Origin of the sequence: Emticicia sp. (assembly GCF_043780375.1) — a bacterium.
GTDB lineage: Bacteria > Bacteroidota > Bacteroidia > Cytophagales > Spirosomataceae > Emticicia.
Window position 1 is genome coordinate 1 of the sequence record NZ_JAYWCU010000206.1, and the last position, 15,489, is coordinate 15,489.

General features: G+C 36.0%; 12 protein-coding genes. 10 read left to right on the top strand and 2 right to left on the bottom strand.

Annotated features, from left to right (window positions below; all coding sequences use genetic code 11):
• Window positions 1-238: 238 nt before the first annotated feature.
• On the bottom strand, window positions 239-910 hold the full coding sequence (locus ACH2CJ_RS16155; RefSeq protein WP_394993988.1) for a TetR/AcrR family transcriptional regulator: 672 nt from the start codon (window positions 908-910) through the stop codon (window positions 239-241).
• 146 nt (window positions 911-1,056) lie between these two features.
• On the opposite strand from ACH2CJ_RS16155, the gene ACH2CJ_RS16160 reads away from it, so the two are divergent.
• The 4 genes from ACH2CJ_RS16160 (at window position 1,057) to ACH2CJ_RS16175 (ending at window position 6,289) form a co-directional block, all read left to right on the top strand.
• Entirely contained in the window at window positions 1,057-2,709 is a 1,653-nt protein-coding gene (locus tag ACH2CJ_RS16160; RefSeq protein WP_394993989.1) for a peptidase domain-containing ABC transporter, read from the top strand.
• 58 nt (window positions 2,710-2,767) lie between these two features.
• The gene (locus ACH2CJ_RS16165; protein ID WP_394993990.1) at window positions 2,768-4,093 is read left to right on the top strand and encodes an HlyD family secretion protein; all 1,326 of its coding nucleotides are present in this window, start codon (window positions 2,768-2,770) and stop codon (window positions 4,091-4,093) included.
• A 5-nt stretch (window positions 4,094-4,098) separates the two neighbouring features.
• Window positions 4,099-5,508 (top strand): TolC family protein, encoded by a 1,410-nt coding sequence (locus ACH2CJ_RS16170; RefSeq protein WP_394993991.1) that lies wholly within the window; start codon window positions 4,099-4,101, stop codon window positions 5,506-5,508.
• A 109-nt stretch (window positions 5,509-5,617) separates the two neighbouring features.
• Entirely contained in the window at window positions 5,618-6,289 is a 672-nt protein-coding gene (locus ACH2CJ_RS16175) for an NUDIX domain-containing protein (RefSeq protein WP_394993992.1), read from the top strand.
• Between the two features lie 47 nt (window positions 6,290-6,336).
• Here the strand turns inward: ACH2CJ_RS16175 and ACH2CJ_RS16180 are convergent, their stop codons facing one another.
• A complete protein-coding gene (locus ACH2CJ_RS16180) occupies window positions 6,337-7,794 on the bottom strand; it encodes a Gfo/Idh/MocA family protein (protein ID WP_394993993.1) in 1,458 nt (485 codons plus the stop codon).
• 345 nt (window positions 7,795-8,139) lie between these two features.
• On the opposite strand from ACH2CJ_RS16180, the gene ACH2CJ_RS16185 reads away from it, so the two are divergent.
• The 6 genes from ACH2CJ_RS16185 to ACH2CJ_RS16210 all read left to right on the top strand — a co-directional run.
• Window positions 8,140-9,948 carry a hypothetical protein gene (locus tag ACH2CJ_RS16185; protein ID WP_394993994.1) on the top strand — a complete coding sequence of 603 codons (1,809 nt, stop codon included), beginning with the start codon at window positions 8,140-8,142 and terminating at the stop codon, window positions 9,946-9,948.
• Window positions 9,949-10,021: 73 nt separating this feature from the next.
• A complete protein-coding gene (locus tag ACH2CJ_RS16190; protein WP_394993995.1) occupies window positions 10,022-11,761 on the top strand; it encodes a hypothetical protein in 1,740 nt (579 codons plus the stop codon).
• Window positions 11,762-11,881: 120 nt separating this feature from the next.
• Window positions 11,882-12,559 carry a hypothetical protein gene (locus ACH2CJ_RS16195; RefSeq protein WP_394993996.1) on the top strand — a complete coding sequence of 226 codons (678 nt, stop codon included), beginning with the start codon at window positions 11,882-11,884 and terminating at the stop codon, window positions 12,557-12,559.
• Window positions 12,556-13,251, top strand: coding sequence for a hypothetical protein (locus ACH2CJ_RS16200; RefSeq protein WP_394993997.1), 696 nt, complete (start codon window positions 12,556-12,558; stop codon window positions 13,249-13,251). The genes ACH2CJ_RS16195 and ACH2CJ_RS16200 overlap by 4 nt, the downstream gene beginning before the upstream one ends.
• Before the next feature lie 35 nt (window positions 13,252-13,286).
• Complete coding sequence (locus ACH2CJ_RS16205) at window positions 13,287-15,233, top strand: hypothetical protein (RefSeq protein ID WP_394993998.1); 1,947 nt, start codon at window positions 13,287-13,289, stop codon at window positions 15,231-15,233.
• Window positions 15,234-15,247: 14 nt separating this feature from the next.
• Window positions 15,248-15,489 (top strand): hypothetical protein (locus ACH2CJ_RS16210; RefSeq protein WP_394993999.1); only part of this gene is annotated, 242 nt, incomplete at its 3' end.

Below are 15,489 nucleotides of genomic sequence, written 5' to 3' on the forward strand. Positions count from 1 at the left end.
GTGTCATTCGTTCTGTCATTGATACATTGCTAAAAAGGCAACTGGAGGTACTTCCATACCTAAATCTAATCATTAAAAATCAACCTGTGTGGTAACAAAAATTTAAAGAAAAAATCAAAAGGAAACTATTTGAAAATATCTAACTAAGCACTCAAAAAAGGGCTTGTTGTTTCCAAAAATAACAAACTCCGATAGCCTTAATTCTGTGTCGTTGTCTGTATCCTCACAGACAACGGCTTCACCCCAAAACTTTAAATAGCAAATCTTCCAAGAAAATAGTAGTAAATTCTTTGCTGTTTTCTTGGTTTACATCGGTGAGTTTCGGCAGAGAAATACTAAAAAACTGTTGCTGATGAGCTGCTTCTATGAGTGTGCTACTCAATGATTTTGGGTATTGATAGCTTGCATTATACGCAATAATTACCTCAGCAATTTTTGCACACAAATCTTTGTAGGGCTTAAAAACTTCATTTTTATTTATCTCATTTACTTCCTTTACCAAATACACTTTGCTGCTTTCGGCAATCACTATTTGGTTCAAAAACTTCATATTATAATCGAGTCTTCCCATACTTTTTGGAAGCTCGTGTGTCAGTAATTGAATGATGGTTTTCAGTTTTGCTTTAGTGTGCTTGATATTTTGTAATTGAAATATCACCAAAAATTCCATGTAAGACCAATACCAATTTAGAATATATAAAAGCAAGCGATGTTTGTTTTCAAAATATCGGTAAATCGTCGCTTCCGTTGTTTTTATCTCAAAAGCCAATTTTTTAAAGGTAAAATGCTCAAACCCAAGCTCATAAATAAGGTCGATGGCACTTTTTATTATTTGTTTGCCTAATTCGCTGCTTTCAGGGTCACGCAAATAAATCTTTTCGTTTACTCTAAATGTTACGTAAAAATCCATGCTCATATTATTTTTTTGTAAAATTAGCAAAAGTTACAATAAAAATAGTAATTATATTAAATTAAATATTTTATACTTATTTACAATAGTATTACTATTGTAAATAAGTATTTGTATCTTTGCGGCAATAAAATAATTTGAAAAATATGGCGGAAAAAACAAATCCACTAAAAAGACTCTGGAATTTAATTTATATCGAAAAAAAAGAAATTACATCAATCTACTTTTATGCGATATTGAGCGGCTTGGTACAATTGAGTGTGCCGATTGGCGTGCAGGCAATCATTGGTTTTGTGTTGGGTGCATCAATGGTTACTTCTATTTATTTTTTAATTATAGTGGTGGTTATAGGCGTGCTAATGGTGGGTATCATGCAAATCAATCAAATGAAGATTATTGAGAAAATTCAACAAAATATTTTTACCCGTTACGCTTTTGAGTTTGCCGAAACTATACCACGTTTCGATTTAAAGAAAGTAGATAATTTTTATTTACCCGAAAAAGTCAATCGTTTTTTTGATACACTTAACGTACAAAAAGGCTTGTCTAAAATCTTATTAGATATTCCTACGGCAACTATCCAAATCATTTTTGGACTCATATTACTCTCAGTGTATCATCCAATTTTCATTATTTTTGGCTTATTACTGCTCTTTATTTTGTGGTTTATTTTAAGAATTACCAGCATAAAAGGTTTGTCAACAAGTTTGGAAGAAAGTGCTTATAAATATGAAGTAGTTGCTTGGTTAGAGGAAATTGCGAGGGTAATCAAATCTTTTAAGTTTAGCCAAGGTACGCACATGAACTTACAAAAAACTGATAAAAATGTGCTGGGTTATCTCAAAGCACGAACAGCCCATTTCAATGTTTTGTTGCTTCAATACAGAACATTAGTTTTTTTCAAGGTAGCAATTACGACGACAATGCTTACCGTTGGAACATATTTATTATTGAGCCAACAATTAAACATTGGTGCTTTTATCGCAGCAGAAATTGTGATTCTGAGTGTGATTGCTGCCGTAGAAAAATTAATCGGTAGCATAGATAGTGTTTACGATGTGATTACGGGTTTGGAAAAATTGGCTTCAGTTACTGAAATTCCCTTAGAAAATGAAGGTTCGTTAGCATTAAATACCTCAAATAATGGCATAAGTATCAAAATTTCAGACCTTAATTTTCAATACCTTGACGGCAAAAAAGCACTTAATAATATTAATCTGACGATTCCTGCTGATAGCAAAGTTTGTATTTCGGGGCATGAAGGCTCAGGTAAATCTTCTTTGTTGAGAGTTATAAGTGGTAATTTTAGTGATTTTTCGGGTACTATTCTTCTCAACAATATTCCTATAGGAAACTACAAATTAGAAACTTTACGCAATAAAATGGGCGTTTATCTAAACCAACAAGATATTTTTAAAGGGACAGTTTGGGAAAACATAAGTTTGAATCGACAAGGGATTACACCCGAAAAAGTTACTAAAATTGCCGAAAAACTGGGTATTCAAAGCTATTTAGACACCCTACAGAAGGGTTTTGAAACTGAAATTGATTCGACAGGGAAGAAATTGCCAAGCACAATTGTTAAGAAGATGTTATTGCTGAGGGCATTAGCCAACGAACCCAATTTATTGCTTTTGGAAGAGCCGTGGCAAGGTTTGGAAGAAACGGAAAAAGAAATAATGACCAATTATTTACTCAATAAGATTTCAAACACAACAATCATTGTGATTAGTAACGATGAGGCATTTGCAAAAAAATGTACTTATCATTTTCGTTTAGAAAATGGTAAATTAGTATAAGAAAAAGAGTCAATAATGAAAAAAAACTCCCCCCATCAAGAGTAAGGGAGCAGGACTTATGAAATACAAAATAAAATCATTCGACAATGTTTATCGAAGCGATAGACAAAGCAAAGTAAGATACTGGTTTGCAGGCATCACGCTGTTTTTGGTGGTGATACTTTTCTTGCCATGGACACAAAATGTTAAGGCAAAAGGTACAATTACGACTTTGTACCAAGAGCAACGTCCGCAAGATATTAACTCACCAATTCCAGGAAAAATAATGAAATGGTGGGTAAAAGAAGGTGATTTTGTTAAGAAAGGTGATACAATCTTACAAATCTCCGAAATTAAAGAAGATTATCTTGACCCAAATTTAGTTGGTCGAACACAGCAACAAGTAGAAGCCAAAAAAGGAACAATCATATATTACCAAGGAAAAATTGCAACAACTGTTTCACAAATTGAAGCATTAAACAATGCTAAAAAGTTAAAAATAGAGCAATTAAATAATAAATTACGTCAATTAGATAATAAACTGACTGGTGAGCGTGCCGAGCTGCAAGCAGCAAATAACGAATTGAATCTATCAAAAGACCAATATGACAGACAGCAAAAAATGTTTGATGAAGGCTTAGTTTCGCAAACCCAATTGCAACAACGCAATTTATCTTATCAGAATGCTCTTGCCAAGAAAATAATGGTAGAAAACAAATTGGCTCAAACCCAACAGGAAGTAACGAATGTAAAAATCGAACAAAACAGCGTTGAACAAGAATACACCGAAAAAATAAGTAAAGCCGAAGGCGAAAGGTTTCAAAGTATGAGCCAAATTGCAACTGGGCAAGGCGATGTAGCAAAATTAGAAAACCAAGTGACCAATTATACCATTCGAAACGGAATGTATATCATACTTGCACCACAAGATGGACAAATAATTCAGGCCAAAAAATCAGGTATTGGCGAAATTATAAAAGACGCCGAACGCATCGTGGTCATTGTACCAACTCGAGTCAATTATGCCGTCGAAATGTTTGTTCGCCCTGTTGATTTACCATTAATTAATGTCGGTCAAAAAGTGCGATTCATGTTTGATGGCTTTCCTGCAATTATTTTTAGTGGTTGGCCCAATAATAGTTATGGTACTTTTGGCGGTAAAATCGTTGCTTTTGAGAATAATATTAGTATAAACGGCTTATTCAGAGTTATGGTTGCTGAAGACACAAAGGATAAAAAATGGCCACCGCAATTAAAAATAGGTAGTGGGGCTTCTGGTATTTCATTGTTAAAGGATGTGCCAATTTGGTACGAATTATGGCGAAATATCAATGGTTTTCCACCAGATTATTATACTTTGAAAGAGCCGATTGTGAAAGAGGGCGACAAGGTAAAAACTAAATAAATCTCATGCTTACAAAACAGATTTTAATATTTTTAATCACCCTTATTGTATTTAATAGCCATTCTCAAGAGGCTGTTAAAACCCTAAACGCCGAGCAGGTTTTGGCATTGGTAAGGCAGTTTCATCCTGTGGTAAGGCAAACAACTATCGAAATTGAAAAATCAAAAGCCGATATAACAGTGGCTCGTGCGGCATTTGACCCAATTTTGAGTAATTATGTGGCTCGAAAAACTTTTGGTGGAACAGAATATTATAGTTATGCTTCACCCGAAATAAAAATACCAACTTGGTACGGTGTAGAGTTGGTTGGAGGTTTAGAAAATTTATCAGGAAATAGATACGACCCTTCTGAAACTATCGGAAAAACCAGTTATTTGGGTATAAGTATTCCTTTGGCAAAAAACTTAGTGATTGATAAACGAAGAGCGTTTTTGCAGCAAGCCAAAATTTTTAATACAATGGCACAAGTAGAGCAACGTGCCGTTATTAATGATTTATTGATGAATACTGCCGAGGCTTACTGGAATTGGGTGAAAGCATATCAGACTTACGTTATTGTCAAAAACAGTGTCGAAGTCAATCAAAAAAGGGTAGAATTTGTCAAGAAATCATTCATAAATGGTGAACGAGCAGCTATTGATACCGTTGAGGCGGTGGCACAGTTACAAAGTTTTCAGTACCTACAAAATCAAAATTGGGTAGAATTTCAAAATGCTGGTTTACAACTTTCGGTTTTTTTATGGAAAAGTAATAATGAACCATATCTTTTACCTGAAACGGTCATTCCTTCGGATGGTTGGGAAAATGAAACCAATATTAGCAATTTCAATCTGATTTTGACAGATTTACTAAATTTAGCAGAAAATAACCATCCAGATTTGCGATTATATGAATATAAATTAGGTGTCTTAGGCATCGATAAAAAGCTAAAATTTCAAGAGCTATTGCCCAAAATAGATTTTAAATACAATCAATTAAGCAAAGGTTATAATTTACTAGAAACTGCTTCAGCGGGTCCTTTATTTCAAAATAATTTTCAATATAGTTTTAAAATGGAAGTTCCTTTGCGTCTTTCGCAGGGGCGAGGTGAGTACAAAAAAGCTAAACTGAAAATAGAAGAAACAACACTCGACCAAAGTCAGAAAAAACTACAAATAGCTTTAAAAGTAAAAAGCTATTACAATGAGTTTTTGAACCTAAAAGCTCAGATTGCTTTGCAAAGCAATAATTATAAAAACTATCAACAATTAGTCAGTGCCGAAGAAACCAAACTTTTGAATGGCGAAAGTTCACTGTTTTTAATCAATAGTCGAGAAAATAAATCATTAGAAGCCTTAGAAAAATTAGTTGAATTGAAAACCAAATACTATAAAACTATTTACTCTTTGCAATGGAGTGCAGGTTTATTGCAGTAAATGATTAAGTATAATTCTCTTTACAAAAACATAAAGATTGCCAATGAGTTAACAAAAATGGCGGAAAATAATGCCGATGAACTACTACTAAATTTATACTTTCATATTTATGCAAGAAAAACTTGAAGACGCTCACAAATTTAAACTTTGGAAGAAAAATTTAATAGCCAATGGGCTGAAAATAAACAAGATAGATGAGCATTATACTCGCCGACGTTATAATGGTGAGGTGCTTTTTTCGTTGTTAATGCTTGATGCCGAAACCCCAGAAGGCGATAAAATTCCACCAATTTGTTTTCTGAAAGGCGAAGTTGTATGTGTTATGATTTGCCTTATTAATAAAACTACTAAAGAAAAATTTTTACTTTTGGTAAAACAACGCAGAATTGCCGAAGGTGGATTTACCTATGAGCATCCTGCCGGAATGGTTGATGGTACAATGACTCCGCTCGCTATTGCGGTTCAAGAGGTAAGAGAAGAAACGGGCTTAGAAATTTCGGAAAATCAGTTAATAGATTTATCGGGTAAAAGAACTTTTCCTGCAACTGGTACAAGCGATGAAGCAATTTATTTGTACGGATGCGAAATTGAAATGTCAGACGAAGAAATTGCTGCCATGAATAATAAAGAAATGGGTACTGACTACGAATTTGAGCGAATAACGACTCACGTAGTTCCATTCATAGAAGGACACCGACTCATCAATAATACCAATGCTCTTTTATTGGATTATATGTATTTGACTAAAGTTAGAGATTTTGAACTGATGAGTAAATTATGAAATACTTAGTTCTGAGTTGTTTTTCAACTCAGAACTAAGGACTAATATTAAACTAACTTCCAGCCTTCACGGTATTGACGTTTCACAAATTGATTTGCTTCGTCGAAATTGGTTATTTGCATATTTGGACCATCCCAAAGAAGTTTTTTGCGACCATCATAATTAAAGCCATTTTTACCATTCGATTTTCTTAACATATAACTACGAATCGCTAAGTTTCCCATGATAACTGTTTCTGTTAATGGCCCAGAGTAATCAAATGATGAAGATAATGCTTTGTGAGCCGCACTTCCAAAACCTGCTTTACAGGCTTCTGCCCACGATGCTTGGTGTCCGTGTTCTGGCAGAGATTTGAAATTAGGGTCTGCTTTTGGCGTATCTATCTTTTCGCCATTTTTCAGATAAATTTTTGGTGTATTTCCATAAGTTCCGCAGGTCATCACACCTTTTGTACCAATCATTAGTACACCATTGCTACTATCTGCTTCGGCAAGTGGCTCATTGGCAGGAATCCATTCTGGGTGGAAAGGTCTAATTCCGCCATCTGACCAATACATCGTTACTGGCGAATTATTACGCTTTGTAGCTGGGAATTTCAACTGAACGCTCGAAGATGGTGGGCAACCTTCTGGATTATATTCAGCTTGCCAATCTTTCAGGAATACTTGTCCAACACTACATTCTACCTCGGTTGGATAGCCCAAACCTAAAACTCTGAAAGCAGGATCAATCAAGTGGCAACCCATATCGCCTAAAGCCCCTGTACCGAAATTCCACCAACCACGCCATTTGAATGGGTGATAAAGTGGGTGATAGTCGGCCCATTGAGCAGTTCCTACCCACAATTCCCAATCTTTAGGGGTCATTGATTCTATTAAAGGTGGCTTGTCAGTTGGTACTGGAGCTCCTTGAGGCCAAACAGGACGATTTGTCCAAATATGCACATCGCTTACTTTGCCAATAAGACCTTTATCCAACCAATCCATCATGATTTTTTGCGTTGGGTTTGATGAACCCTGGTTTCCCATTTGGGTGACAACTTTACTTTTTCTTGCACCCTCTGTCAGGGTACGAGCTTCATATATGTCATGTGTAAGTGGTTTTTGTACATAAACGTGCTTGCCCATTTGCATCGCTGCCATTGCCGCTACAGCATGTTGGTGGTCAGGCGTAGAAATAGTTACGGCATCAATATCGCCTTTCATTTCTTCGAGCATAACTCGAAAATCTTTGTAGCGTTTGGCATTAGGAAATTTGTCGATGCTTCCCTTAGCTCGGGCAAAATCTACATCGCAAAGGGCTACGACATTGTTTATACCATTATTGTAGGCGTTGGCAATGTCTGATGAGCCTTTACCACCTGCACCAATAGCGGCGATATTCAATTTATCGCTCGGAGCAATAAAGCCTTTGCCTAATACATGTCGTGGAACAATGAAAAAACCACTGGCAGCAATGGCCGAACTTTTAATGAAATTCCTTCTGGTTGTTGATTTATCTTGCATTTTATATTGAGTTGAATAATTGAATTCAAATTTAATAAAAAAAAAGTTAATAGTACATCATCAAATTGTTTGAAAACCACAATAAGTAATAATGTACGCATATATAGATACTTAATGGCGTAATGTATAGACTATCTGGATTAAGAAAAAGATGCTAAATAATGTAAAAATATATTGACGAAGGGTCAAAAAGTATACTGTTCTTTTTTCAAGTAAATTTACTTTAAGCTATTAGGTATATTTACCTTATCTGCAACCGCTCAGTAAATTTTCGTATAGGTTTTGTCTTTGAAACTTGCAAAAACGACTCAATTTCTATCACTTTACAACAAAATAGCATATCACATGAAACCAATTTTTACAACTCTCTTATTGGGAGTATTATGCCATTCTGTATTTGCAATTGTCAAATACAATGAAGGAATGGTCTTAGTCAAAGGTGTACAATTTCTTCAAGAAAAAGAAAATCCAAGCAACTATTATTACCTACCTCAATATCCTCGATTGGCTCGCAAAGAAGATGGGAGCTATGAATTTTTGTGTATGAAATATATTGGTCAAGGCGGAGCAGAAACCAATGGTGGGCTTTTTCATGCTTTGGTAGAATTTACGCTTCCTGCCCAATTTGTAACTGATTTAGAAAAAGATTTGCAAGAGAAAACAGGCAATGCCAAAGCTCGTATTGCAGGTCCTGTGCCATTGCAACAAACCATGAAAGATGGTGAAGCAGCTCCTGGTGCTTTTAAAGTAGTTTCTTCCATTTTGACAAATACAAGCGGTAAAGATGCTTTTACCAAAAATATTGTAACCTCTGGTCATGCACCACTTTTGCCAGGTTCAAAAGCCGCCATTTCTGCTCGTTTGACGCAAGAAGGAGCAACATTGCTATTTAACTCACTTCAAGGAAATACTTCTGATGTTTCGGTTACATTGAGCGGCTATTATGAAGCAGCCACGCAAGCCTATAATGCCACAATTACTGCCGAAACCTCTGTGATTTATAACCATTATAGCAAAATTCAAAATGACCAAGAGGGTTTTACAAAAGACCAAATGCGTAAAATTTCTGATAATTTATTGCGTGAACAATTACTAAAAATTGAAGTTTTTGACCAATCAGCTGCTTTGGGTGTTGACTCTAAAGCCATGCAAGGAATTTTGCAAATGGTTACTGACAAGTTGATAGAATTGATGTTTGATGCTCAAAATGGTTGGTCTAAAGAGCCTTCTCGTGAAGCAGCAGTAGAGCAAGACCAACTAAAAGGACGACAAGAAAGAGGATGGTTTAGCCAAACTTTTGGCGGAGCTCAAGATACACCCTATTATACTGACCATCAGTATGTTTTGAAGAAAAGAGAAGACATTCGAGTAAATAAGTTTTACTTGAATTTGAGTCAAATGACGTCAATAAAAGTGCCATTTTTTACATCAGGAAACTTGAGTGTTGTATATGATTCTTTATCGTCGATTACCAGTGATAATCGTTACTTTAAAACGGTCAATTTAGATGACCCTGATTTTCAAAAACGTGATGTTAATTTTCAGGTAGATGGAGAGTTTTCGGAATCATTTAAAGATATTTTCAATTTCGTAACTGTTAGTTTTCGCAAAGTTTATGGCGGAAGCCAGCCTGATGCGACCAAAGATTTGGTTTTTAAGCGTAGCGATATTGAAAAAGGGGGAGACCTACAGCTAATCAATTATCCAAGATTGGGTTCGCAAACATCCGACTGGTTAGATTACGAATACCGAGTAAGTTGGAGTTTAAAAGGCAATAATTTAAGTGTAAAAGATCCTGTTGGTGAAAATGCTTGGAAAAAATCAAAATCTTCTGCTATTGCCCTAACTCCGCCTTTTAGTAGAAAAGTAATTGAAGTTGATGCTGACCGAAGTTTATATAAAGAAACCAAACAACTTTCGGCAACCGTTCGATTTTTGGTGATGCTTGCAGGAAAACCACAAGTACAAAAAACGATTACGCTTCGAGCGAATGACGTGATGAGTACCTCGAAAGTTACGCTCTACTATGACCCCAATCAAACTGTGGCATATCAGATTACATGGTATGACTCGAAAGGCAGAGAACTGAAAAAAGATGTTACCGAAATCACAGACGATTATTTGCTCCTGATACCACCCATGGCTATTAATTGAATAATTTACAATTGTTGGTTCTTACTTTTTACCCACTGTTCACGATTCAAAGCTTTGTTTCTAACCAAAAATCATGAAAACCATCCTATTTCTCATCTTTATCTTTCTTTTTGGACAAAGCATTTATGCCCAACAAGTTTTGGTTGATAGAGGTACGAGAGTGGCAGGTCTTTGGTGTTTTCCTTTACATACCGATTCGTTGAGCTATGTTTATTTACCTCCAAATGCTCGCTTGGCAATGGATGAAAATCAATTACCACAGTTTTCTTTTTTGAGATACGTTTTGAATAAACCCAAAGACAAAACAGGTACAAATGCTATCACAGAAGCAGATGGGGGTGGAATTGTTAATTTTTTGGTTTTGTACGAAACGCCTGATGTAATGATAAAAGAAGCAGAAAACATCTTGCAAAAAAGACTTAAAAATGATAAAGTGAAGCTCAGAGGGTCGCTGGTTTTTGATAAAGGTCGCTATGCTTTGATTTCTTCAATCATTAAAGCCGATACTTCAAAACCTCAACGAAAAATATTGACAACTGGCGAAGCACCAATTTTGGAAGGAAGCCGAATAGCAATGACGTTTGAACTCAAGCCCGAAGCCTCGAAATTATTGCTCGAAAGTTTCAAAATGGCAACACCAGATATTTCATTAGTTTTTGAATTAGGCTTTTCGGGACTAACAGAATCATACGATGCCGAAATAGATGTTGATTGGGCAGAGGTCAAAAAAAGCCAGTCATTTAAGGCAGGTGGCTCAATTTATTTTGTCAGTGCCGATGTCGAATTAGGCTTTGACGAACTTGTTAGAAATGGTGCAGTAAAACTAAAATCGAATGGAAATAGTGAACAAATGGAAGGTTTGGTGCAAACCGTTTATGATAAATTATTAAACCTGATGTTCAGCCCGGTTCGCCCTGAAACTGTTCCTGCTAACCAGCAAGGAGGTTTGATGGATGCAATTGGGTCGCTCATTGGTCCAAATGGAGCATTGGGTAGTCGAAACACCACAGGATTTGGAATAAATGTAGGTTATCAACTCAAAGAAATGCGAAGTGAAGGCAAAAGCCATTTGAATTTTAAAGGCAGAAGTACAGTTAGTCGCACGCATTTTGTGTCGTCAAATATTGGAAATTTGTACAAAGAATATGGTAATAATCCACAATATTTTAGAGATATAGCCATGTATGACCCAACTTTTCAGCAACGAGAAGTGATGATTGGTTTAGATGGAGATTTGGATAAAGAGTTTACAAGTATGGTCAATAGCGTAACTGTGGTGATGGACAAAAAGCACCAAAATGGTCAGCAAACGCTCCGCAGTATGATTTTGACAAAAGCTACAAAAGATAGTTTACGAAAATCAAGGATGCCCTTAGCAATGGTTTATGGCTATCAAGGCGATGATGATAGATTGGCTTGGCTCAAATATAATTACAAGACCATTTGGCAATTTCAAGGAGGTGGAAGCCTCGAAACCACCTGGAAATCAGAGTCGGCAGCCATGATAAATCTTTACACGCCTTTTACCAGAAAAACTATCGGTTTGGATGGCGACTTAAAATTATTAGACAAACAAGGTATCAGAGCAATTTCTATTCAGATTGATTATCCGTTTTTTTCGCAAAGAAAACAACAACGCCTTACAATCAAAATGAATGAAAATTTAGCCGATAAAAGATTTGAAATAACGCTACCCAATAATATTGAAGACGTTGATTACAGCATTACGTGGTTCAATAAAGACGGTTCACAAAAAAACACAAAAGGTAAAGATAAGTACGGATTGATTTTCTTGGATGAAATACCCAAGTAGGATTTTGGATTGATATAAAGTTTTAATATTTGATAATCAGTTGTTTATAGCGAAAATAGTTAGTGCTTATAGCAGTGAAAAATTTGCAAATCGTGGTTCGTAAATTTCATTATAATACACATGAAAACTAATTACACAATTATCATTTTTTTATGCTTTGTCATAACAAAAAAAACCTTTTCTCAGGTAGTTACGAGCGATAACCGCTTTGAAATGACCCTAAAAAGACAAAAGATAGTTGTTTTGCCTACATACAGCGATAATTCAAGTTTTCATCCATACTATTATTTGCCAGCAAATCTGCATGTTTCTGAGAAAAATGGATCACCCGAATTTTCATTTTTAACATATAAAAAAGATGATAATAGCGACATAGAGGGTGGAATTATGAATTTTTTACTGACTTGGGGATTGAATGCCGAACAGGAAGGTAGAGTCCAAAATGAGCTTTTCAATCAAGATAGCACGGCTACACTAATGGGTGCTTTGATGGTAGAGTCAGTAGGTTTTGAGATAACAGGCACCAAACAGATTTCCCAAATTCTAAAGAAAACTATGTCTTCAACGGGCAATGTACCGAATACGTCAGGTGGAAAATTAGCACTTTCGTTTAAGTTTAATGGGGAAGATACCAAAGCTATAAGCAAGGCAATCAAAAATCCAAAATCGGTTGAAGACATTGATTTGGTTTTTAAGTTTCGCTATAAAACCATGAATCAAACTGACAATTGGAATATCAGTCTGAACCTGTGCGATTTATTTAGTTACGTCATTACTTTTCCACAATGTGTCCGATGAAAAGTTTCATATTAAGCATATTTTCTTGGCTAATTTTTAGTAGAACTTATGCTGATGTTTATGTCATTACCTACGCAACTTTTAAAGGAAAAACTGGTCACACAGCCATAGCATTAGATAATTACGAAATTTTACATTACGAAAAAATAGTTGATAGTCAGATAGTTAGTAGATATGATACCTTAAAAACTCAAAGACTGACCTATTTTGATTTGTGGCCCAAAGAAGACAGTAAAATGACAATTTTGCGAACCCTTCCACCCGAATATAATTTGTTGCCTAGGAGTTCGTCAGAGCAGTCAATTACGATTGAATCATTGATTGAAAAAGGTCTGCCACACCGACAAGGCTATTTATCCGATGGAATTTTGAGAATAAAAACAAGTCCATTTCAAGATTTTATATTGAAAGATTACATAAAAAAACTCATTGATGAAGCCAAACCTTTCAATACCAGAACCTATAACTGTACTGATTTTTGCCTTGAAGCAGTCAATTTCCTTACAGGTTGGAAGGTGGAAGCGAAAGAGTTTATTCCGATGCACCGCTCAAATACGCCGAATAAATTTTATAAGGTTTTAGTAAAAAATTATAAAGTCGAAATAGTACAAAATGCAGGAAAAAAAGTAAATGGTTCATTTATTCGTGAGCGATTAATTAAAGGGATTTTCAAGAAAAAAAGCAGAAAATAAAAATAAAAAAATAATCAAATAAACCTCCGATAGCTATGACAAAAGTTATTTTTTGTGTTTTATCACTTTTTGTTTTGGGTACTTTGGGCATCAATGCTCAAGTGCTTGACTCTCAAAATAAAGTTACGGTTGCCCTTGATGGTGGAATCCAAGTAACGATGTATGGGCGTGCCAAAACTCTTGATAATGGTTTTACGGGCGAATATTATTATTTGCCAACCAATCTCCGCTTGTCAAAACGAGACGATGGTGTTCCTGAGTTTTTATTCTTAAAATATACTACCGAACAACGTGCCGATGCTGGTGGTGTACAAGGTGCTCTGATGCACTTTTTGATGGAATGGGGACTTACGGATGCTCAAATGACTGAAGCTCAAACAAAATTAGTAGCCAAAGTCAAAGATTTAGGTAAAGCATCCGGTTCACCGTTTGCTGGGGTGGCTACTCCCAAATTGATGGGACCCGCTTCGTTGCGTTCAGACACACCCGAATCTTTCCGAATCATTTCGGCAGTTTTGAGCGATAAAGGCTTTGCACCAACCATTGTTACTACGGGTCGAGCACCGCTTTTGCCAGGTTCAAAAATTGCAGTGGCTACTCGCTTAGAAAAAAATGGAGCTCAATTGTTGGCAGCCACTTTCGAGAAAAACCGCTCAATTACTGACGTTTCGCTCGACTTACGTTTTCGATACGATGTACTCACACCAGCAGTAAACGGAAGAATTACGGTTCACTGGGAGAAAATAGAAGAATTGTACCAAAAATATACAAGAGATTATAAACACAGCGATGTTGACGATGGCACAATGCCAAAATATAATAGCTTGAAAGATGACATTATAACCGATACCGAAAAAGATAGTTTGGTGGCAAAACTCAAAGAAACAAAAGCCGTAGAAATCCTTATTGATAACCTCAAGCCCGACGACCCGACTGCTCAAAAAGTGATTGCAACTTTCATGGATTATTTCATGCAATCTATTTCTGATAAGCAAATGGCACCACCACAAGCATCAAAAGAAAAAACAGATGACCCAAAATATACACCACCAGAAGATTTGTATGAATATCATGTCAATCGTACAAAATTTGAAAAACGCACCCAAACAAAAGATGAAACGTATAATTTAAGGCTGCGGATTCCGACGACTGAAGACATGACACTGACCGAAAACTTGGCTTCTTGGTATGATGGCGTAAAAAGCAACCCCGCTTGTGTGGCATCAGTTAATTTGAATGACCCATTTTTTCAACACCGAGACATTAATATGATACTTGACATTGAAGCCGAAGATATGTTTGGCAAAGAAGTAAACTACGTTACGGTCAACGTAAGAAAGAAAAGAGCCTCGGGCAATGCTTTTTCGGAAAGAGTAACGATTGACAGAGATTACTTAAAAAAGAAAGGGGTAAAAGCCACCATGACTTATGCTCGTGGAGAAGATAAAGACCCCGATACCTACGAATATCAAGCACAATGGAGCTTAAAAGGAGGGAATATTTACCCTACCGACTCTCCATGGATAAAAGGACAATGGGAAGGTGTGAGCCTTGCTCCGCCCGTAAAACCCCGAACAATTGAGTTTGAAGCAAGCCCCGAAGAATTGAAAACATCGAATATTGTAAGAGCAACTTTGCAGCTTCGATACATGAAATTTGGTAAGGAAACAGAAACCAATATTCCGCTAAGTGTAGCTGCAGGAAATCCATTGGTTAAAGACATGATTTTTTTGGATAGAGATACTAAAGGCTACGCTTATCGCTTAGTTTTTGACCACAAAGAAAAAGGTAAATTGGCTCTTGACTGGACTCCTGAAACATCAGATTATGTATATGCCGTTATTCCTGAGCAGTTACGTGATGTAACCTCCGAAATATTTGGTAAAGCCGTTGAGGCAGGAAAAATGATATTAAAGCCAGATAGTCCAGGTGGAGCAGTTTTAGATAAATTCAAAGAGGTTTTGGGGATAATTCGCAGATAATAAAGTTTTTAGCTATGAAAAAAAATATTTTTTATGCCATACTGATAGGTTTTGTACAAAACCTATCAGCCCAAAATATACTGCTTGATAAGCAAGTAGAAGCAGGAGAATTAATACTCTTCCCTGATATTTTTGAGCCAAATTCTTATTATTATTTGCCAAATAAAATCAGTTTGGGAAAGCAGTCTGATGGCTCGCCACAATTTTCTTTTCTACGATATGTACAAAATGTAGGTACTGGTGCCGACGAATCTAC

Bases quoted from the DNA above. Each gene is read 5' to 3' on its own strand.
- ACH2CJ_RS16170 (WP_394993991.1), top strand. From the start codon at position 4,099: ATGCTTACAAAACAGATTTTAATATTTTTAATCACCCTTATTGTATTT.
- ACH2CJ_RS16180 (WP_394993993.1), bottom strand. From the start codon at position 7,794: ATGCAAGATAAATCAACAACCAGAAGGAATTTCATTAAAAGTTCGGCC.
- ACH2CJ_RS16185 (WP_394993994.1), top strand. From the start codon at position 8,140: ATGAAACCAATTTTTACAACTCTCTTATTGGGAGTATTATGCCATTCT.
- ACH2CJ_RS16165 (WP_394993990.1), top strand. From the start codon at position 2,768: ATGAAATACAAAATAAAATCATTCGACAATGTTTATCGAAGCGATAGA.
- ACH2CJ_RS16160 (WP_394993989.1), top strand. From the start codon at position 1,057: ATGGCGGAAAAAACAAATCCACTAAAAAGACTCTGGAATTTAATTTAT.
- ACH2CJ_RS16195 (WP_394993996.1), top strand. From the start codon at position 11,882: ATGAAAACTAATTACACAATTATCATTTTTTTATGCTTTGTCATAACA.
- ACH2CJ_RS16175 (WP_394993992.1), top strand. From the start codon at position 5,618: ATGCAAGAAAAACTTGAAGACGCTCACAAATTTAAACTTTGGAAGAAA.
- ACH2CJ_RS16205 (WP_394993998.1), top strand. From the start codon at position 13,287: ATGACAAAAGTTATTTTTTGTGTTTTATCACTTTTTGTTTTGGGTACT.
- ACH2CJ_RS16200 (WP_394993997.1), top strand. From the start codon at position 12,556: ATGAAAAGTTTCATATTAAGCATATTTTCTTGGCTAATTTTTAGTAGA.
- ACH2CJ_RS16155 (WP_394993988.1), bottom strand. From the start codon at position 910: ATGGATTTTTACGTAACATTTAGAGTAAACGAAAAGATTTATTTGCGT.
- ACH2CJ_RS16190 (WP_394993995.1), top strand. From the start codon at position 10,022: ATGAAAACCATCCTATTTCTCATCTTTATCTTTCTTTTTGGACAAAGC.